Raw genomic sequence first — 19,623 nt, forward strand, 5'->3', positions numbered from 1 at the left:
CTGGGACGACCACTTTTTCGACCTCTTGCTCTTGCTGCTGACTCCGATGTTATATTCATAACTGATTGAGACAGAATTTAGCGATCAATTGGGAGCGGGTGGCGACTTTCAATTTTCGTTTTGCATTAATGATATGAGACTCAACTGTTCTTGAAGAAATAGACCACTTTTTTGCGATTTGTTTATCGGTGTAACCTTCAGTCATTAATAATACCGCTTGATATTCCCGCTGACTCAAAGTTTCAATAGCGGGGGATTTAGGTAGTTCAATACTAAAACCAATTAAGCCAATGATATTTTGCTCTTTATCAACTACAGGACATTTTTTACTTACAATATCAACGTAACTGCCTTCATGGCGTAAAATGCGCTCACGTAAAGTGAGCTCTTCAGAAGTTTCAAAGAGTAGTTGATCATTAAATTTCAGTTTGTCTGCATAATTATGCCAAGAAAAGTAATGATCTTGTTTGTTATAAATTTCATTGACTGACTGATATCCCGCGGATTTATGGATAAAAAAATCATTAGCCCATAGGTATTGGCTATGCAAATTTTTTATGAAAACGGCCATGCTTAAGTTTCTATAAGCGGCCAGTGGTAAGTTTTCTAGACATAATGCTGGTTTATGTGCAGGGGTTTTTTGTAGAGTGATACTATCCGTTACCATAGAGACTCCGGGGTAATCTGATTTTCGCATATTAGGTTAATTTTTTGGTAAACCAAAGTATTAGATCATCATCTAAAGTAACTTTTTTCCCTGGTTCAATGGATTTATAGTTATAAGTTATCCCTAATCCATCAGGAAGGTAGCCGCGCTTAATATAGAGCCTCTGTGCACTGCCGTAATCCCTATAAAGACCAACGCCAAGGCCTACAACAGGGCTGTGTTGCGATGCTTTCTTTTCTGCAATATCGAGCAATGCCGTAGCTATACCTTGGTAGCGATAGGGGGGGAGTACATTAAGATCCATAATTTCTGGAATATTTTGCTCTTTGAATGAAGGATATAAAGAGCTCCATTTCAAGGTAACATAGCCTGCAAACTGTTCTTCATAAAAGGCAAGCCACATTTGACGTTCCTGGTTGCTTTGTTCGCACCAATAAGTTTCAAAAGTGGAGTTTAATTTTGGCCAGTGATGTTTTGAAAATTGATCAACAATATTGGTTATGTCTGAGGAAAGAAAGGGGCGAATGATTATTTTTTCTTGGCTACGAGCCAGAGTTTCGGCCTTTCTAAATTCTTTACGCAAAAAATAAAAAGTAGAGTTTTTAAGGAAGCCACGTCTTGCGAATTCAACGCTGAATCCTAATTTTTTATAAAAATCAAGCGCTTCCCAATCCATGGTATTAACAGTAGCAAAAGTACATCCTTTTTCTTTGCCGTATTGCTCGGCTGCAAGCATAAGCTGTGTACCAAAACCTTGATGTCGTAGAGAATCATTAACCCAAAGTTGATCAATGTAAAGGCAACCGTATAAAGTGCTGCCATTACAACCGCCCATGATTTTCTTATCTTCATCGCGAATAAAAAATGCGAAAAAATCGAGAGGCTTAAAGCCTTTTTTCTGAGTGGCATTATGCATAATCGCATTACCAAGAATCTGAATATCGTTAGGACAAGGATTATTTTCAAAGGATAATTCATAGGTCATGGCCATATATTGTTCCTAATAATGCTGCTAGTAAAGATCAACGATTGTATCGATGAACTGCTGTGAATGATATTGCATAATTTTGTCTTAATAATCATTTTATATACTACAAGAAAATGGCTTAGATTTGAGGTTGATCATGCATTTAGTAGCGTATTTTTGTGGTACTGGTAATCCGGGAAATGATTTTCCAGGACAATATGATTATGTCAATCCTGAGCATGTTAAAACAATTTTTGTTAGAGGTTGTGAACAGCCTGAAGTTTGTAATAGCCAAATTTTTCCAGATTTAAAGGCATTTGCTAACCGATTTGTTAATGCATTATTTAAAAAAGGGACAGGGGACAATAAGGATCAATTAGAGATCTCACCGGATGATGATAAAATTTTAGAGGGTATTGGTATAAGATTAGATCGTTCCTCTGGTCTTGTAGATCTTAAAGGAAAGCCAATTGAGAGTATCACCTTATGTGGTTATAGCCGTGGGGCAGTGACTTGTTTTGAGGTTGCACGAGTATTAAATAAAATAGCCCCTCATATTCCGGTGGATATTGTTGCTGATCAACCAGTACCCGGCAACTGCTATCAAGGTCCCGGAACAAATGCGGGAAGCATTGCTGATTGCAGTGATCTGACAAATATAAGAAATGTTTCCGTTATATTAGGAGCTTACACGGGGGCAATGACTGAGTTTGATATCCACGTCAAGAAAAAAATGCCTGAAGATGGAGAGCTTAGTAAGTATAAAAATAGTTATATTTTTGTAGCTGAAGGTTACAGCTCTAATCTTTATTATGTTAATCAAGAAGGTAAAACCGAACAAGTAACATATATTCGACGAGATTTGTTTGCAACCTTTGAACAATTTGACATTGATCCAGAGGTTGAAAAAAAACATACACTTAATGGAACTTGTTTAGGCTGGTTCACAGACCATTATAAGCCCGAGGCGATGCGAGACAATATCTCTACCGTAGTTCATCGTGGATTTTTTTCACAAATTCTTCCTAAATTGCCAAGAACCACTAATCAGGAGCATATTATTATTCCGCGTGAAAGTCATCACCAGGTTCGCCCAAATGCTCCTGAAGGGCAAGAGCATATGCATATGAAAGTAGCTGAACTTCTTAATCGAAAAAATTCAGTGACGAAATATGATGAAAAAATAGAGTTGGTTTCAGATGAAGCTGTCAAGCGTAAAACAGACGAGGCTCGTGCCACCTATACTGCGAAAGTCAATGTACCTCCCGCTCCTTTTCCTCAAGTTAGTCAATTGCAAAGTTTTTTTGGATTAAACAAGCAGGATGCTTATCGTTATGTGGATAAATTACATCCTACCGCTAATCTTCGAAAAGGAATGATATTAGAAGAAGGTCAGACGTTGATTGATTGGTGGAAAAATCAAGATAGGAAGGCCTCTCGTTTCTCAACGCGATTAACTAAAGATTTGGTAGAAACAATCAAACAAACGCAAACTGATGATGTTGAAGCATTGAAGAAACTATTCGTTCAAGCAGATAAATGGTTAATTGCCAAGGAAAACAGTTCTACTTCGCGTTATTATCAGGTAGAGGCTCTGCGTAATAACATTTATCATCATCTAATTAATCAACATAATGTTGCCAAGGAAGACTTATTAGCACTTAACCGACAAACTCTGCATGAGACTGGATATTTCCTTAAGCATTGGACTGAAGGAAGTGCTGCTGCATCCTGGTTTAAAACGGATACAACTCGTCAGCTGGATAAAGCATTTGCAGAACATGCCAAAGTATCTCCGCACAATAAAGAAGCTGATGAAAAATTACTGGATGCTTTGGATACCTGGCTTGAGTTGAAAAAAGATTCTCAAAGTAGTCGTTATGATTTGGTGGTGGAGATGCGTGAGCATCTACAGGATGTGGTTGATAATGCCTACCGGGAAGAAATGGATGACACAGCAACTCTATCAAAATAGAAATGATGTCCTTGAGTTTTGCAATCAGGACATCATCTCTAAAGCTACTTAGTTATGTGGTTCTTTGATTGCCCTTTGTGAGAGATTTAAATACCTTGGGTATGACCTTTTCTATAAGATCTGTATCAAAATAGTTGGTTAAAAGGATGATGGTTAACTGCTCTTTAGGAAAATAATAATATTGTCCTTGAAACCCTGAGCTCATACCATTATGAGTTTGTGCCCATTCACCACTAATTTCTTCGCCATAAATCCCTAAACCATAATCATCTTTCATATGCAACATTTCTTTAAGCGAGGTTGGCGATAAAATAATCTTTTCTTTTAAGAGAGCTTGAATAAATTGATTTAGATCATTTACTGTGCTTATCATGCCGCTATCGCCCATGCCTAGACCATCATTCAGTGTTGTGACATCAGTGAGATGTTGATCCTCTAATTGATAGCCATGAGTTCGTAATTGATTCGTTACGTTGGATTCTGCTATCTCGATAAACGTATTTTTTAGATGAAGCGGGTCAAGGATTTTTTGTCTAATTGATGCTGCATAAGAATGTCCGGTTAATTTTTCAACAATGAGCTGCAGCAATAAATAATTGGTATTGCTGTATTCATAAGAGCTATCGGGGGCAAAATGGGGTTTTTCATTATAAACAATTTCAATACACAGTTGAGGAGTCCATTTTTTACCAACCATCTGACCAACGAGCTTACTGTAGGCATCGTAGTCCACGTAGTCAGGAATTCCACTTCGCATCTGCAATAATTGTCTAACAGTAACTTTCTTACCGTTAGGTAGGCGATTAATATCGATACTGTCAGGCAATAAATGAGCTATTTTTGCGTCAAGGGTTAGCTTGTTTTCTTCTACTAATTTTAAGATGGTGGTTGCGAGAAAAGTTTTGCTCATACTGGCAATACGGAAATTATTAGTGCCCTGCATGAGTTGATGATTTTTTTTGTCAGCTAAACCTACAGTAACAGTAATGGTGCCAATTTGAGGACTAGAAACCAGTAATACGGCTCCAGGTGTTAAGGAGTTGGCGAGCGCTTTGGCAAGTATATTCTGTAATTGAGTAGCAATGGGGGGCTTAGCGAAGGCTGCTGAGTTTAGTAAGGCAAAAAGAAAGAAAAGATTAATTAGGCTGGTTTTTAAATACCTCGAGGTATCCATATTGGTTTCCATCAAGCTTCATTGAAAGTCATTGGAAATAATATCAAATTTTGTAATTTGGCGATGCTAACTAATTTAATTGCCTTGCTTCAGTTCCTTCAATAACTGCCGCCGAAAGGATTGGTAATCGACCTCCAAAGCGTGCCTGATAGTGCCTTTATAGTGAGAGCGTGAGCGCTTTAGTTCTTTTTCGATTTTATGGGCCAAATTAGTTGGACGTTTTAGAGTGCCTGCAATTATTTTAGCAGCAATTTTTGCCTGATAGTCTGCGAGAGGCCAGATACAGCCTTGGGGTTGTACTAATCCGATAAAATATAAATTATCAAATTCCGGATGCATCATTTTGCGATAGAGCGGAATGTCTGTGGCTGTGCTGTATTCAATTAAGTTTTTATCAAAAAACGGGAAACTAGTTTGATAGCCAGTTGCATAAATGACAACATCAAAATCATCGCTACTGCCGTCGACAAAATGGACCGTGTTACCTTCAAAATATTCAATACCACGACGGGGTAAAACTTTCCCGTGCCTTATAAAATAAAGGAGCTCTGAGTTAATAGTCGGATGTATTTCTAAAGGCTTGCAGCTGGGTTTTTGTAAGCGATATTTAGGATAGCGTCCTTGGAGTAAACGCATTACATGTTTTGCTAAGAATTGCTTTAACCAAAGAGGCATCCATCTAATTTTTGAAAAGAGAACGTCTGTTGGTTTACCAAAAAGAAATTTGGGAAAAATATGCTGCCCTCTGCGCATGCTTATGCAAGTTTTTGGTGATACGCGAGCAGTTTCTACAGCAATGTCGCAGGCAGAGTTGCCACCGCCAACGACCAAAATTCTTTTATTTTTAAAGGGTTCTGCTTTTTTATATTGATGAGCATGCAGAAATTCCCCACTAAATTCACCTGGATAATCAGGAATGATAGGATCCCAGTGATGACCATTGGCTACGAGTACATAATCATAGATTGCTTCATATTCCCCGGTTTCGTCGCGATAGATAACCTGCCATTGGTTATTGGCTATTGGGTTGACTTGTTCTACTGTGGTATTAAATCTAATGAACCCACAAATACCAAAATGCCGCGCATAGGCTTCAAAGTAACTTAAGATTTGCCGGTGAGAAGGGTAGTCTGGGTAATCTGCAGGCATGGGAAAGTCTTCAAACTCTGAAAGCCCTTTAGAGCTAATAATATGCGTGGTTTCATAAACACTGGAGTGATTATTTTGCTCATCAAAAACCCAATTACCACCTAATCTGTGATGTTTTTCAAAGACAGTGAAATTAGTTAACCCCTGTTGGAGTAAATTCTTCGCGGCAGTAAGACCACATGGGCCTGCGCCAATGATACAAATTTTAGGTGAATGATTAGGTTGTGGTTTCATGTTAAAACATCTATTTGCTTATTACAGGTGGTTCTGATCTTCGCTTTTGTAATGGTCAGCCTCACGAAGTAGGCTATTGGCTGAGTCATTCCTCTCTAAGCTCTCTTTGTTTTTTGCTCGTTTAATTTGCCGTGGTTTTTATTGGTATGATTGATTACGGCAAGTACGTTTTCGAGCATTATTTTCTGGATTTCTTTATTCTTGTCAATGGTAAAATGATTGACATAAATATTTTTAAGTTGCGAAACATCAAAATTGTTAACATAAGTAAACTCAGGATCAATAGCTTTTATCTTAAGGCCACTAAACATAGGGACATAAGCAGGTTTATAGAGGTTGAGAACATATTTTACATTCGGAGGCACTCTGATAGGGGCAACGGCATCTACTGTAATTATAAGATCAACGGGTATATGCGCTTTATAAAGATTTTGTGCCACTTTTATCTGCTCATTAGCTCCCAATGAGTGACCAATTAAGATAATTGGTCCTTGGAATTCTTTAGATTTGCGGTGTTCGATAATATAGTCACTTAATTTATTTGCTTTGTACCAGATGGTGCTTGCTGTTCTTATGTTGTACTCATTATCAAGCGTGTTTTCCAAGCGATTCATCCCTCTACTAAAAATACCTCCCAAACCACGCATGGTGTACACTTGCCCCTTCTTATAGACTACTCCTTTTTTATTTTCATTAGGGGCTTGAGCTGCGAGATCCATGCATCCGTTAGCTACAATGCTGATACAAAATAAGTAAACAATTAATTTACAAGTTTTTAGAAAGTGTGGGGATTCCATGATTCAGGTGATTCTTTTTATTTAATTAAGTTCGATTTTACATAAATTTTTAGATAGGGTAAAACTCAGTATTTCCGTGAGTGATAAATAAAAATTACAAAAAGCACTTAAATTGTTAAAAAATATATTTTTATTTCTTGTTGTAAAGGAATTCATCAATGAAAAAAATATCTTTAGGGCGTTTCATCCCTTTGTTGATCTTAGTAATTCTCTTAGTATTATTTTTTTATTTTCGTCTAGATAGTTATTTAACTTTTGATGCTTTACAACAACATAGAACCTTACTATTGGCATGGACTAAAGAACATTATTTGTTAATGATGTTGAGTTTTATGGCAATTTATAGTCTAGCTGTTGCTATTTCTATTCCTGGTGCAGTTTTTTTAACACTGACAGGAGGTTTTCTGTTTGGTATTGTTTGGGGAACTATTTATGTTGTATTTAGCGCTACTATAGGTGCTACCTTGCTATTTTTTGCAGTGCGCACGGCACTTCATGACTGGTTGAGCCGACGAAATGAAATCTGGGTGGCTAAAATGCGTGAAGGCTTTCGGAAAAATTCTTTTTCCTATCTTCTAATTTTGAGATTAGTGCCTCTTTTTCCCTTCTGGATAGTTAATATTGTCCCAGGTCTTTTAAATGTTAAAACGAAAACTTTTATTTTGGCTACCTTTATTGGCATCATTCCTGGTTCATTAATTTATGTTATGGTTGGGAATGGCTTAGGCCATGTATTTGATAAAAATGAGAAACCTGATTTAGCAATTATTTTTACGCCAGAAATTATACTGCCTTTAATTGGCTTAGCTTTATTGACATTAATCCCTGTCATTTATCGTTGGTCTAGCAAGGATAACCATGAAAGAAAAAGTTAAATGTGATTTGGCTATTCTGGGAGCAGGGGCTGGAGGATTAAGCTTGGCTGCAGGTGCTTCGCAGTTGGGTGCTAACGTTGTTTTAATTCAAGAAGGACCAATGGGAGGGGATTGTCTCAATTATGGTTGTATTCCCTCTAAGTCCTTGCTTGCAGCGGCGAAATGCTATTGGCAAGCTCATCATTCGGAAAAATTAGGTACGGTAATTCAGGAAAGCAAACTCGATTTTAAAGCAGTAATGGGACATGTACATGGGGTTATTAATACTATTGCTGTGCATGATTCGATTGAACGATTCCAAAAGCTTGGTGTGCGGGTTATTCAAGCTATGGGAAAATTTGTTGATAAATCGACTTTAATAGCTGGTGATTGCCTTATTCAAGCTAAAAAAATTGTCATTGCTACTGGCTCATCTCCAGCTATTCCTCCTATTAAAGGCATCGAAGAAGTTAACTATTATACCAATGAAACTATTTTTAATTTAGAAACATTACCAAGGCATTTGCTAATCATTGGTGGTGGGCCAATTGGCTGCGAGCTGGCACAGGCTTTTTCTATGTTGGGAGCTAAAGTTACCCTATTTGAAGGGGCTCATATTTTAAGTCAAGATGACCCAGAGTGTGTGCAGACAGTACGCGAATCCATGCAAAAAACTGGAGTGACCATTCTTGAAGAAATACAAATTACCCAACTTGATAAAGATGCTGATAATGAGATTGAACTTAGTGCCAAACAGAATGAGCAACTCTTACAATTTAGTGGTTCTCATCTCTTAGTGGCGACAGGAAGAATGCCTAATATCAAAGACTTGGCTTGTGAAAAAGCAGGTGTGACTTACAATAAAAAAGGAATTTGTATCGATAAGCGATTACGCACTGCTAACAAAAGAATATTTGCAATGGGTGATGTAACAGGACATTTACAATTTACTCATGTGGCCAATTATCATGCGAGTGTAGTTTTGCGCAATATTTTATTTAAATTACCTAGCAAAGCGAATCATGCCATAACCCCTTGGGTAACCTATACAGCGCCTGAACTAGCACATGTCGGGAAAACGGAAGCTGAATGCCATGCCTGTTCTCTTGATTACACCATTTTAAAAATTGAATACCAAGATAATGATAGAGCGCAAACGGAAAGGGAAACAGCAGGATTTATTAAATTAATAATTAATAAAAAAGGAAAGCCTCTAGGGGTTAGCATTGTAGGGCATTTAGCAGGCGAGCTTCTTTTGCCTTGGGTGCAACTTATAAGGGAAGGCAAAAGCTTGCGTTCGTTCACAGATGTCATGGTGGCATATCCTACACTAAGCGAGCTCAACAAACGAATTGCCAGTGAATTCTATATGCCTAAATTATTTTCATCAAAAGTTAAGATGTTGGTAAGACTACTGTCTTATTTTTAAAAGGATAAAACATGCTTGAGCAATCAATTCGTCCATTTTATCAAACTCTTTTAGTTGAGCCGTTGGTTAAATGTATTGGGCACCGTATCAAACCATTACAAGTCACTTTATTTGCAGGAATCTTAGGTTTGCTCTTTATTCCCGCAATACTTTTAAATCATACTATGGTTGCAATTATTTTATTATTGGCTTCCGGATATTGTGATACATTGGATGGTACCTTAGCTCGGTTTCAAAAGAATACAAGTCCGCTTGGTACGGCTATTGATATTGTTATGGATAGATTAGTCGAGTTCAGTGTTATTTTGGGATTATATTTAGTTGCGCCGCATGTTCGTGCGCTAGCAGTAATTCTAATGCTAGGAAGTATGCTAATTTGCATCACTAGTTTTTTGGTTGTAGGAATTTTTACCCCTAACGAATCGAATAAAAGTTTCCACTATAGCCCCGGATTAATGGAGCGAGCTGAGGCTTTTGGATTTTTTATTGTGATGGTATGGTATCCGCATTATTTTAATGGGTTAGCTTTTCTCTTTACCTTGCTGGTGACTCTGACAGCTCTGATTCGGATAAAGCAGTTTGCAGCCTGTTCGTTTTAATTGAACCTCAGTTCAAAGGAGTAAGGGAAGTAATTCTATATTTGCGCTATTTACGAACTACAATTTCTTTAGAGATTCTTTTTAACTTCCAGGGATGGTGAGCTGAGAGGTAGGAGATGAAAATTTTTAATTGTTTACTCTGTATAATGATTCTATTCCTTGGCAATAGCACAATGGCGGCCAATTTTGATAAAACCAAGCGTTTAGGTGAGTTGACTCCTTTACAGTATCAAGTCACTCAAAAGTCTGCAACAGAGAAACCTTTTGATAATCCCTATTGGAATAATAAAGAAGAGGGAATTTATGTCGATATTGTCTCTGGAGAACCGTTGTTCAGCTCCACAGATAAATATGATTCGGGCACCGGTTGGCCAAGCTTTAGTAAACCTATTGATAATCAATTTATCGTACTAAAAGAAGATAGAAAATTCTTTTTTATTGTAAGGACTGAAGTACGCTCAAGAATAGCTGACTCTCATTTGGGGCATGTCTTTAAAGATGGCCCATATCCTACTGGGTTACGTTATTGTATGAATTCTGCGGCCCTAAGATTTATTCCCAAAAAAGATCTGGAAAAGGAGGGTTACGGTCAGTATTTGAGGCTTTTTAAGAAAACCCCCAGCCCATAGGTATTAAAAAATGTTAATTACCAAGGACTTAGCGTTCAACATTGAAAATTGTATAAGGCAAAGTCATCTTCAATTTACTAATCAACATCCGTTGGGTGCTGTATTGACAATAGGTAGCGGCGCTGCTTTTTTTTCTGGCGGGGATTCCTTTTTTTCTCAGGTGGTTGGTTGGGGATTTGAGACGAATGGCATGGCATTCACCTCAGAAATTGAGGCGATTGAAGAATTTTACCGCTCAAAGCATTATCAACAAGTTGACATAGAGCTATGTCCTTTAGTGGGGAATGCTATTGCTAGTCGATTAAGCAATCGAGGGTATTTGGTTTCTGAGATGAACAATATCTCGATGCTTGATTTAGAGTCCTTTAAGGGAAAATTAGAAGATAGCGCCTGTGTTGTACGGCAAGTAAGTCATAATCAATTGCGAGATTGGGCGCATTGCGTTGCTTTAGGATTTGAATACCCAAAAGCATCAGAGCAATTTTATCTTTACGCAAAAACAAAGGGTGTAACACCGTTTGGCGCCTATGTTAATAATGAGTTAGCTGCGGGCGGTACAATTGCTATTCACGATGGCTTATGTGATCTTGGAATTACCAGCACGCTACCTCACTATCGTGGTCGCGGATTACAGAAAGCGCTCCTATATAAACGTCTTGAGTACGCAATTCAATCTGGCGCAAAGATCGCATCAGTAACTACTGAACCTGGTTCAATTTCTGATTTGAATATACAAAAAATGGGATTTCAAATTGCCTATACTAGAATAAAATTTAGCTTTTCATTAAAGGAATAGGTTATGCCAAGTAGGCCAGTTTTAAAAATGGGCAATCGACAATTGGTAATGCCTTCGGAACCTTTGGATAATTTCGCGAAGCTTGGGAGAGCATATCCGGGGCTTAATGAGCTACTTGAGGATATGCTTGCAACGATGGAGGAAAAAGGTGGTGTGGGTATTGCTGCTCCTCAAATAGGTTGTAACAAGCAAGTTATCATGTTTGGCTTTGAGAAAAGTCGTCGTTACCCGAATGAAAAACCTGTACCCTTCACGATATTAATTAATCCTGTTATAAAAATTTTATCCAATGAGATGAATGACGGTTGGGAAGGTTGTCTTAGTGTTCCTGGTTTAAGAGGGTTAGTTTCTCGTTTCAATAAAATTGAATACAGCGGTTTTGATCCGGAAGGCAAACAAATAAACCGTATTGTTGAAGGATTTCATGCAAGAATTCTGCAACACGAATGCGATCATCTCGATGGTATTCTATTTCCACAGCGACTAAAGGATTTACGATTTTTTGGCTTTGAAGATGAATTGCATTTATAGTTTCTACCAAACAGGGTGAAACTATAAAAATCATTGTGGGCTATAATAAATTTAGTTACCTTGGTGTGAAGGTATAATTATGCCGAAAGCACGACTACCCTATCATTTCGCCAAAATTTTCACTGATGAAATATGGCGCTTTTATATTGATTATTATCGCCAAAGTACGAAGGAGGGAACACAAAAGGGTTCGCTATTATTTGATGTAGAAGAGCCTGGTTATATGGCTGCAATGATGAAAGCTCATCAGTTAATGAATGAAACCCTTTCTGAAAAACTCACGCCCAACCTAATTCTTAGACTTTACAAGGCTGCTTTGGAGGGGGTTAGTAAAACCAATTTAACAGACTTTGATCGTTTTGACCGCTTTCGATCAGACAGCGTTAGTGGTTTTTGGTTAAAAATGAATACTTCCGATGAGAATGAGGGGAATGTCTCAAATGAAGGTTTGCGTGAATTTTTAGAGGAAATGATCGCCAATAACAATGAAAATAAATTCGAGATTTGGGACGACAGTAACAAAGATATACTTGAAAAGGCCTTATTATCCTACAAAGAAAGCGCCAATAAGCAACAAGGATTGGAAGATGCCTTGTCTTTTCTGGAAGATAAAATTAAAAATAGGAAGTGTAAGTTTGTGTCACCAAACATGACACATCAAACTATTGAGAAAAAAATTAATCAGTACATTCACCAGTATGAATCTAAACTGAAGAAATTGTCAGATAATGAGGAAAAATTAGAGGTTATTATTGAGTTAATTCAAAAAATTGAACGTTTACATCCTTTTATAGATGGAAATTGTCGTACCTTAGTGATGCTTGTTTTAAATAGGGAATTAATCAGGAATGGATTTATGCCCACAATGCAATGGAATCCCAATCGCTTTGACTTTTTTTCAAGGGAGCAATTACGCACAGAAATTATAAATGGTTGGGAATATTCAAAAAAATATCAATCTGAGATAGCGAATTTAAATTCTTATAAAGTGCTATATGAATACGTGGATAAATTATACCAACTTTCCGATAAAAGTTTATTTCATAAACAAGAAACGGCAACGAAGGCAAGAAATCTGGATAAATTATTAGGTGAGCTTAAAACTAAATCACCCAAAGAAGGTAGCGATTTCATTCAAGAAAACTGGACAAAATTTAAGAGCAGTAGGGGGGTGATTACCCGGATTTTTAGATTAGAAACCACTACCGAAGGCTTATTAAAAAATTTAATGAATGATGTTCAAGAAGTACCAGTGACGAAGCCTTCTATTGGTTTGCATTTGCAGTAGAAATAATTGGTATGTTATTGAGCTGAAAATAATTACGGGGCTAATCTATTTTAACGTTTCTTAATATTTAAGTAAGAATTAGAAAATCTCATTAAATTAAAATCAGATCCAGAGGCGCAAGCGAAATTATTAGGTCGAGAATTAATAGAAGCAGCCTCACACATAGCCCCGGGACAGGAAATGTAATAGTCTCACTTGTTTCTTGGATACACCCTGATAAATGCTTTGGCTATATCTTGAGTGAGGTGAGTTAAATTATTATTCATACTAATGACAAGTTTTTCTACGTCTGTGGGTAATACTTTTATCCGATAGTAAGAGTCGCCTTTTTTGATAAGTTCTTCGTCATGATAAATGAGATACTCCGCACGTATTATGCTATTACCATTAAAATCAATTTCAAACTGAGAGATGCCTACCTGTAAGTGATAATTAGGCTTGAATTTCGAGTCCCAAGGTGCATTCTCTACGATTGCTCCAGGCAATAGTGTTGAAAGATTAGTCTCTATTACGCGAGCTATGTTTTTGTCCAAGGCTTCAGCCCATTGGTGGTACTCTTCAAGTTCTAAACGATTGGGGGTGCAGTGAATCATTAATTGAGGTTTTTCAATATGAGCAGGCGTATTAACCTCATCAATGCCTATTCGTAAATAAGAATAAGGATGGCCAGCGCTTTTTTGAGGAGGCAAGGGGTTTAATAGATACATTTGAGCATCTTTGCTGCGCCCACAAGCGATAAGTAAAAGGCTAATTAACCCTATTAAACTGAATTGAATGATTCTCACCGTTTACCTCGCAGAATGGACTCAGGATATCGAGATAAATAATCCGTTAAATTTTGCGTGGAATAAGCAGCATTACCAATCTGTTTCAAAGTTTGATTGAGGTAAGCTGCCACCGTTGGTACATTTTGATTTAAGCTGATGGCTAATTTATCAAGACTCTCTGCCATTATTCGAGCAGATACAATAGTATCACGCACGTCTTTTGAGCGTACTAATTCACTAATGTCTTCCAATGTTTTCTTGGCGGCGTTTAACGCCTCGTCTATCGATGTATATTTTTCAACGGTATTTCTGGTAGGAAAGATAGGGTAGCCACGGTAATAAGTTTGTTTGAATGGGCGTTGGGAAGTAGATTGCACCAGTTCTACTTCAGCAACTCCTGATATTAAATTAGGTTTAGTAATATTAGCGACATAGCCATTATTAATTAAAAGATGGATAGGATCCTGGGTAAAACCGAACCTCTTTTCTACGAAAAATTGAACATAAACTGGAATTCGCACCTGAGTTTTTGCTTTATTTTCGGTGATTTCAATATTTTTGACTTCACCGATTTTAACGCCTCGATAAGTAACGGGTGCTGCCGGCCCAAGCCCTTTAAGTGAACCCTTAAAAAACATTACAAAAGTTTGCACTTGGGCACGTTTGTATTCTTCATAAAAAAAGGCTGCGCCAAGAAGCATCAAACAGATTGCTCCAATAACAAAAACACCGACTAAAGTATAAAATCGTTCGTGACGCATGCCTTTCCCTAGGTAGTAAAAGTAATATACATACTGGCTATTACTAACCAGAATGAACCGCGACTCAAAATCCGAGAAACGGCTTTTCTTAAGGATATATCTCTAACTGCTGCTTCATAATAATAATAGCCAGCGGCTAAACTCACAATGGTACATAAAATTAAAGTCTTAAAAGCAGAGTAGATAAGATCATATATAGTCACCGAACTTGCGACATGACTGAGAAATTCATGATTGGTGACATTGAGCATATAGTGGAATGAAATATAAAAACTGACAAAAATGATCGTTACTGCGTATATGTATAAAAGTAAAACAGTGATGTTTAATCCCGTAATAATGGGCCATACATGTTCCAGGATAATAGCTTCTGGGCTTTGACCAAGTCGTTTAATTCTTGTGTTAATTAGATGTAAGGCCGCCTGTATGCACATAATAAAACCAAGCAATAAAGGAAGCACTTCATGTGTTAAGACATTTTGTGCGATAGGTAAGGCCTTTTGGCTTAAATGAAAGGGATTAAGAAGATAAAAAGTGGTTTGAGCAAATGACATACCAAGTAAGCAGCTAATAACAATAATGGGAATAACAAGTTTTGCACCTGCATAGTAGAGAATTTCCACCATGTTAAACCAGGATATCGATAATTCACCAAATAAAACATCTTTTAAGCTATGAAACAAATGGCCCAAAAAACGGACAATAAGTACTAATGAATTGATAAACTTAGCTACGTGAAGGCCAAAGCGGCGAAAGGCATACATATTAGTCCTTTAGAAAATCACGATAATTGGAGACATCGTTTTTCTTGGTATTTAATCCATCTCAGAGCAAGCCTTTATTTCTAAGATAAATAATGAGGGAGAATACCATGTTGATGGTTTGATTTACAGCACTAGGTGATTGATGCTGTTAGTAATAGGATATACAGGCTCACTTTAATCTCTTGAAACAATAACTACACATAACTTTCTTATGTAATTAAAATTTGTGCAATTTAATAAAGGCTTAAGCTTTTTCTGGCAATATGCACACCATTTCATTCATCGCGTTGAGTTAATAGCTTATGAATTTTCTAGATACTGCCAACCTGTTTATTCCCGGCTATCCATTGCTTTCTGAAGCTGTAAGGAAGCAATTTGAAGATTCTAATGCTGGATTTAAGTTTGTTGGTGCGATTAAGGAAACGCAAGAAGCAATTGTAGCTTTCAGAAGCTCTGTTTCCTGGTGGCAACTGATTTTTATCGGGGTTGAGGGCGAGTTAGAGAAACAAAAGGAAAAATTTAAGTCCGATAAAGTTCAGCTTATTGCGCAAATAGAAACGAGTGAAGAATACAAAACAGTCATTGCTGAAATAATTCGTACTCTTCTCCCTGAGATTTGTCCTGATTATGAATTCTTAAACCCCGAAGACCAATTCTTATTGGCAAAAGCGCCATTTTCGCAGGCTTTATATGCTTTGATTAATTGCGATCAGCAAATTGCTCAAATAAGCGAAGAATTTGGGGTTAAGGATGATTGGTACCGAATGCAACACCTCGAAGATCATAGACAAGAACTAGAGGAGCTATATCAAAAAAAAGACATGATAATTAAAGATTGGCAGGAGCAATTTGCTAATCGTGATGAGCTAAGTACCTTAAAAGTGCGTATCGCTGAGGAAAAAAAGAAGGAACGGGATAAGGAAATTAAAATACGGCTAGTTGAGCTTGCTGACGAGACACAGAAGCTAGCAGAGTTTTTTCCTTTGTTAAAGACTGATCCTTTAACGCTAGCTGAGTTTCAGAAACAATATTTTGATGCGCTTCAAAACGAGAATGCTGATCTTCTCAATGTTGAAGAAAATGAACTCGCTATCTTTATATTCCATCATTTGCAGCAAGCGACAAAGAGTCATTTTGAATATGTTGAGCTCCATTCGTTTAATTTGAAACAAGCAAAGTTATTTGCTCAGCGTATTCTTATTGCATTTCATCAGAAAAAAGATTTAGAGAGCGATACGTGGTTTGCTGAGTATCAAAAGCAATTAACCCAAAAATTACATGCTAAGTTATTACTAATCAATAACAGAGAGTCGCTACCTGAGACACCGGAGAAACAGGAATTATTAGGCTCTCTCTCCTCACTTTTTGGGCTCGATAAAACTGTTGAGAGAACCAAAGAATTTTTAAATAAATTAGCTGATGCGCATGCATTTATTCAGGCTACAGGGTTTTCAACGCAAAATGAGAGCTCCTTTTTAGCGATCCTCGATATTTATAATTACGGACGAGCTGCAGACCAAATTACAGAAACAAAAGCAATTTTGGCAAGTTTGTTTCGACCTTTTTATCCGCTTTATGAAGAATATCGAGATATTGCTCTATATGAAAAAAATGTTTACTTAAAAATTATAAGAACCGTAATGCCTATGTTAGTTGTAGCTGGTTTTGTTACTTTAGTGGCTGCACTACTTGCTCCGCTTCTTATTCCTGAGTTGGCGTTCTCAGTCGTTTTAATCCCCACGTTATTTCTTGGATTAGCATTCGCAACGAAATACGTCACGCTCAAAAATGACCTCTATAAATTACTGCGGGAAAATTATTACGGTGGGGTGTTTGAAATTCCAGAGTTTCAAACAAATATACGCATGTTTACTATTTTCAAAAATGAAGGTACAGCCTTAGCTGTTAGAAATTTTTATATCCAAGAGATACAACGTTGTGATGAAATCGACGCCGCTTACCAAGCAGGAGCGCAAGAAGGGACTTTGAGTGAAGAAGAAATTAAACTAAAGAAAGCAAACTTACTAAAACGGCATACGTTATGTCTTGAATGGTATGATATTCATAGTAATGTCGCTTTAGGGTGTGAAAAGGTTCCCCAGCTTGTGATAGCACGTTTGGAAGAAGTAAAAGGTCGTGAATACACGGCACTTAGAGAAGCTTTACAAGCGAACTTCCCTGAGCTACAAAAGGCTGTTGCAAAAATGGTCAGAGAGTTAAAAACTACTTTTGCTCAGAAGGAAAGCCCTGTTGAAAGTATAGCTCCACCGCGAGCAGCAATTTCTGGAGGCATCAATGGAAACCATTCGCCAAGATTGTTTAAACCCAGCAAGTTATTAGCACATAAGTTGCAAGCAGAAAAACTGGATGCGATTGCTGCAACAATAAGAGTATGCTGATTAGTGCAACTAATTTATCATGAGTCGTTTAAATTCATGGAGAGGAAGTAGTGAGTGAAAAAGACTTGGTGGTAATAACGGGGTTTAAAGCGGTAGGAGAAGACGAACGGGGTATTACGAAAGAGTTTTCTATTACTAAAGGTCAGAGTGATTTTATCTTTATAACGCGAAAAAAAGACACAATTTCTGGAAATAACTACCATTTAGGCATTGCCAGTTCAATAAATCCAAAACGATTTGTTCTATTAGCGGGTACCATGGAATTATCTTATCGTAAAGTCGGTAGTCATGAGAAAATTTCGCAGGTTATAGAAGCTCCCTGCATTATTTCAATCAAACCTCAGGTCATTCACGCAGTTAGAGCCGTAACTGATGTTATGCTCCTGGAATGTAATTCAATTGCCGATATTCAAAATGACAACATAAAAGAAATGGTATAGGGCTATTAAGGAAGGCTCAAATTTGGCATTTCTGTTGAAGCAGGGGGCGGAGGAGAGTTAAAATTTTTGCGTTCGGTAACGGGCAAGAAAATAGCGAGGGAATGGGTTGATATTGGTTGAGTTGGATTATTTTTCGAAGCTTGGTTGTCTATGTCAGTTTGAGTAACTAATTGAGATAGCGCTTGAGAGACTTCTAATTGCGGTTCGTGACTGCGTTGGTATTCTATTTCTTTCTCTCTTAATGCAGTTTGTAACTGGCTTCTTGTTTTTTCTTCATTAAATTTTACTAGCCAATGTTTAAGTCCAGATACCAACATAATGGCAGCAAGAGAGCAAAGTGTAACAACGAGTCCGCCAGGAACAAAACACCATGCGGCCATAATACCGAGTAATATAATTGAGGTGCCCAGATTGATGAATAAGGCATTTTTATGTCTACTAAAACCATAGAGCTGACGAATATAAGCTTGCTGTGCGAGTAAAGGAGAGGACGCATCAATGATTGAGTGATGGCGAAATCTAATATGGTCGTGCACTAAACTGACTATTTCTTTAACTACGTCTACAGCAGAGGCAATGACAAATAAACCAGCTACTAGCGGTGTCATAGGAGCAGCTGCTTGAATCCAAAAACTATAGGCAGCTATATTCAAAAGCGTATTTGCTATAAGAAAAGCATTATCGCGCATGCGTTCGATTAACGTTTTTTTTGCATCTACATGATTTTGGTAAAAATAAAAAAAAGTACGTAGAACCGTATAACCAAGACCCAAAATAGGCAAGCCAATCACTGAAGTTAGCAATCCGTCTATAGATTCTACAAGCGGGGCAAAATAGGGCAAAGTCAATAAAGAAAGCAATAAAACTACTACGGAGCTACCACCTATTAGCAGTTTTAATTTGCTAGGCGCAGTTTTTTTATCAATTATTTCAAGTAAATAGGAAATTTGAGGATGTTGCTCACGATTTAATCTTAGCAATAAATTATAAGTAGTTAGATTTAAATATTCTGTCCAGGACTCGGAAGGAATACAGAGGTCTTGGAGGATTATTTTAACTTTGTTAGTGAGCTCTGGGTCAGAATTAATAATGGTCTCATGATAATTAGTTCGCAGCTGATTCAAATGCTGATTGTAATACTGGAGATGAGCTTTTAATTCCTTCGGGTCTCCACCTCTTAAATAAGCATCAAAATGGACAAGATCATTAATTAAGGTATTCAATTTTAAAGGAAGGTCCTTTCAATTTGTTATGTGCATTATAAATGAACAAACTTAATGAATTATTAAGACCTTCTCAATTGTGGGTATTTATCCTTTGTACGGGACAAAAATTTCTGAAAAGATAGATAGGAAGCAAAGCTAAGAAATAACTCGCTGATTTTAAATGTATTTCATATAATC

The 19,623-nt window shown here is 37.3% G+C and carries 19 protein-coding genes; 10 read left to right on the plus strand and 9 right to left on the minus strand.

The features are described 5' to 3' along the window. Window positions 1-55 precede the first annotated feature (55 nt). Window positions 56-667: a helix-turn-helix domain-containing protein gene (locus Lbru_RS06825; protein ID WP_058441446.1), complete on the minus strand. Its 612-nt coding sequence runs from the start codon at window positions 665-667 to the stop codon at window positions 56-58. 31 nt (window positions 668-698) lie between these two features. Beyond that, complete coding sequence (locus Lbru_RS16805; RefSeq protein ID WP_238583837.1) at window positions 699-1,658, minus strand: GNAT family N-acetyltransferase; 960 nt, start codon at window positions 1,656-1,658, stop codon at window positions 699-701. 133 nt (window positions 1,659-1,791) lie between these two features. On the opposite strand from Lbru_RS16805, the gene Lbru_RS06835 reads away from it, so the two are divergent. After that, entirely contained in the window at window positions 1,792-3,609 is a 1,818-nt protein-coding gene (locus Lbru_RS06835; protein ID WP_058441447.1) for a hypothetical protein, read from the plus strand. A gap of 52 nt (window positions 3,610-3,661) precedes the next feature. Here Lbru_RS06835 and Lbru_RS06840 read toward each other — a convergent pair whose 3' ends face one another. The 3 genes from Lbru_RS06840 to Lbru_RS06850 all read right to left on the minus strand — a co-directional run bounded on the left by Lbru_RS06840 (window position 3,662) and on the right by Lbru_RS06850 (window position 6,885). Continuing rightward, complete coding sequence (locus tag Lbru_RS06840; RefSeq protein WP_058441448.1) at window positions 3,662-4,783, minus strand: serine hydrolase domain-containing protein; 1,122 nt, start codon at window positions 4,781-4,783, stop codon at window positions 3,662-3,664. A gap of 75 nt (window positions 4,784-4,858) precedes the next feature. Then, entirely contained in the window at window positions 4,859-6,166 is a 1,308-nt protein-coding gene (locus tag Lbru_RS06845; protein WP_058441449.1) for a flavin-containing monooxygenase, read from the minus strand. 95 nt (window positions 6,167-6,261) lie between these two features. After that, complete coding sequence (locus Lbru_RS06850) at window positions 6,262-6,885, minus strand: hypothetical protein (protein WP_131793609.1); 624 nt, start codon at window positions 6,883-6,885, stop codon at window positions 6,262-6,264. A 236-nt stretch (window positions 6,886-7,121) separates the two neighbouring features. On the opposite strand from Lbru_RS06850, the gene Lbru_RS17765 reads away from it, so the two are divergent. The 7 genes from Lbru_RS17765 (at window position 7,122) to Lbru_RS06885 (ending at window position 13,089) form a co-directional block, all read left to right on the plus strand. Beyond that, on the plus strand, window positions 7,122-7,838 hold the full coding sequence (locus Lbru_RS17765; RefSeq protein WP_065235436.1) for a TVP38/TMEM64 family protein: 717 nt from the start codon (window positions 7,122-7,124) through the stop codon (window positions 7,836-7,838). Continuing rightward, on the plus strand, window positions 7,822-9,246 hold the full coding sequence (locus tag Lbru_RS06860; RefSeq protein WP_058441451.1) for a dihydrolipoyl dehydrogenase family protein: 1,425 nt from the start codon (window positions 7,822-7,824) through the stop codon (window positions 9,244-9,246). Before Lbru_RS17765 ends, Lbru_RS06860 begins: the two co-directional genes overlap by 17 nt. Window positions 9,247-9,257: 11 nt before the next feature. Next, entirely contained in the window at window positions 9,258-9,845 is a 588-nt protein-coding gene (locus Lbru_RS06865; protein WP_058441452.1) for a CDP-alcohol phosphatidyltransferase family protein, read from the plus strand. A 173-nt stretch (window positions 9,846-10,018) separates the two neighbouring features. Further along, window positions 10,019-10,474, plus strand: a complete 456-nt coding sequence (gene msrB, locus Lbru_RS06870) for a peptide-methionine (R)-S-oxide reductase MsrB (RefSeq protein WP_083500853.1) — start codon at window positions 10,019-10,021, stop codon at window positions 10,472-10,474. Between the two features lie 10 nt (window positions 10,475-10,484). After that, window positions 10,485-11,270: a GNAT family N-acetyltransferase gene (locus tag Lbru_RS06875; RefSeq protein ID WP_058441454.1), complete on the plus strand. Its 786-nt coding sequence runs from the start codon at window positions 10,485-10,487 to the stop codon at window positions 11,268-11,270. Between the two features lie 3 nt (window positions 11,271-11,273). After that, window positions 11,274-11,801, plus strand: coding sequence for a peptide deformylase (gene def / locus Lbru_RS06880; RefSeq protein WP_058441455.1), 528 nt, complete (start codon window positions 11,274-11,276; stop codon window positions 11,799-11,801). Between the two features lie 79 nt (window positions 11,802-11,880). Then, window positions 11,881-13,089 carry a Fic family protein gene (locus tag Lbru_RS06885; protein WP_058441456.1) on the plus strand — a complete coding sequence of 403 codons (1,209 nt, stop codon included), beginning with the start codon at window positions 11,881-11,883 and terminating at the stop codon, window positions 13,087-13,089. Between the two features lie 191 nt (window positions 13,090-13,280). On the opposite strand, the gene Lbru_RS06890 is transcribed toward Lbru_RS06885, so the two are convergent. Genes Lbru_RS06890 through Lbru_RS06900 form a run of 3 tightly spaced genes read right to left on the minus strand, consistent with a single transcriptional unit; the run spans window position 13,281 to window position 15,381 of the window. Beyond that, entirely contained in the window at window positions 13,281-13,874 is a 594-nt protein-coding gene (locus tag Lbru_RS06890) for a PqiC family protein (RefSeq protein WP_238583838.1), read from the minus strand. After that, on the minus strand, window positions 13,871-14,617 hold the full coding sequence (locus tag Lbru_RS06895) for an MlaD family protein (RefSeq protein ID WP_238583839.1): 747 nt from the start codon (window positions 14,615-14,617) through the stop codon (window positions 13,871-13,873). Before Lbru_RS06895 ends, Lbru_RS06890 begins: the two co-directional genes overlap by 4 nt. Before the next feature lie 8 nt (window positions 14,618-14,625). Next, complete coding sequence (locus Lbru_RS06900) at window positions 14,626-15,381, minus strand: ABC transporter permease (protein WP_058441457.1); 756 nt, start codon at window positions 15,379-15,381, stop codon at window positions 14,626-14,628. 302 nt (window positions 15,382-15,683) lie between these two features. On the opposite strand from Lbru_RS06900, the gene Lbru_RS06905 reads away from it, so the two are divergent. Both Lbru_RS06905 and Lbru_RS06910 read left to right on the plus strand, forming a co-directional pair. Continuing rightward, window positions 15,684-17,780 (plus strand): hypothetical protein, encoded by a 2,097-nt coding sequence (locus Lbru_RS06905; RefSeq protein ID WP_058441458.1) that lies wholly within the window; start codon window positions 15,684-15,686, stop codon window positions 17,778-17,780. A 50-nt stretch (window positions 17,781-17,830) separates the two neighbouring features. Continuing rightward, window positions 17,831-18,220 (plus strand): polysaccharide biosynthesis C-terminal domain-containing protein, encoded by a 390-nt coding sequence (locus Lbru_RS06910; protein WP_058441459.1) that lies wholly within the window; start codon window positions 17,831-17,833, stop codon window positions 18,218-18,220. Window positions 18,221-18,225: 5 nt separating this feature from the next. Here the strand turns inward: Lbru_RS06910 and Lbru_RS06915 are convergent, their stop codons facing one another. After that, window positions 18,226-19,443 (minus strand): hypothetical protein, encoded by a 1,218-nt coding sequence (locus Lbru_RS06915; RefSeq protein ID WP_058441460.1) that lies wholly within the window; start codon window positions 19,441-19,443, stop codon window positions 18,226-18,228. Window positions 19,444-19,623: the final 180 nt, after the last annotated feature.

The organism is Legionella brunensis (assembly GCF_001467025.1).
GTDB classification, from domain to species: Bacteria; Pseudomonadota; Gammaproteobacteria; order Legionellales; family Legionellaceae; genus Tatlockia; species Tatlockia brunensis.

Coding starts and splice junctions, on each gene's coding strand:
- Lbru_RS06825 (WP_058441446.1), bottom strand. CDS start 667: ATGGTAACGGATAGTATCACTCTACAAAAAACCCCTGCACATAAACCA.
- Lbru_RS16805 (WP_238583837.1), bottom strand. CDS start 1,658: ATGGCCATGACCTATGAATTATCCTTTGAAAATAATCCTTGTCCTAAC.
- Lbru_RS06835 (WP_058441447.1), top strand. CDS start 1,792: ATGCATTTAGTAGCGTATTTTTGTGGTACTGGTAATCCGGGAAATGAT.
- Lbru_RS06840 (WP_058441448.1), bottom strand. CDS start 4,783: ATGGATACCTCGAGGTATTTAAAAACCAGCCTAATTAATCTTTTCTTT.
- Lbru_RS06845 (WP_058441449.1), bottom strand. CDS start 6,166: ATGAAACCACAACCTAATCATTCACCTAAAATTTGTATCATTGGCGCA.
- Lbru_RS06850 (WP_131793609.1), bottom strand. CDS start 6,885: ATGGATCTCGCAGCTCAAGCCCCTAATGAAAATAAAAAAGGAGTAGTC.
- Lbru_RS17765 (WP_065235436.1), top strand. CDS start 7,122: ATGAAAAAAATATCTTTAGGGCGTTTCATCCCTTTGTTGATCTTAGTA.
- Lbru_RS06860 (WP_058441451.1), top strand. CDS start 7,822: ATGAAAGAAAAAGTTAAATGTGATTTGGCTATTCTGGGAGCAGGGGCT.
- Lbru_RS06865 (WP_058441452.1), top strand. CDS start 9,258: ATGCTTGAGCAATCAATTCGTCCATTTTATCAAACTCTTTTAGTTGAG.
- msrB (WP_083500853.1), top strand. CDS start 10,019: ATGGCGGCCAATTTTGATAAAACCAAGCGTTTAGGTGAGTTGACTCCT.
- Lbru_RS06875 (WP_058441454.1), top strand. CDS start 10,485: ATGTTAATTACCAAGGACTTAGCGTTCAACATTGAAAATTGTATAAGG.
- def (WP_058441455.1), top strand. CDS start 11,274: ATGCCAAGTAGGCCAGTTTTAAAAATGGGCAATCGACAATTGGTAATG.
- Lbru_RS06885 (WP_058441456.1), top strand. CDS start 11,881: ATGCCGAAAGCACGACTACCCTATCATTTCGCCAAAATTTTCACTGAT.
- Lbru_RS06895 (WP_238583839.1), bottom strand. CDS start 14,617: ATGCGTCACGAACGATTTTATACTTTAGTCGGTGTTTTTGTTATTGGA.
- Lbru_RS06900 (WP_058441457.1), bottom strand. CDS start 15,381: ATGTATGCCTTTCGCCGCTTTGGCCTTCACGTAGCTAAGTTTATCAAT.
- Lbru_RS06905 (WP_058441458.1), top strand. CDS start 15,684: ATGAATTTTCTAGATACTGCCAACCTGTTTATTCCCGGCTATCCATTG.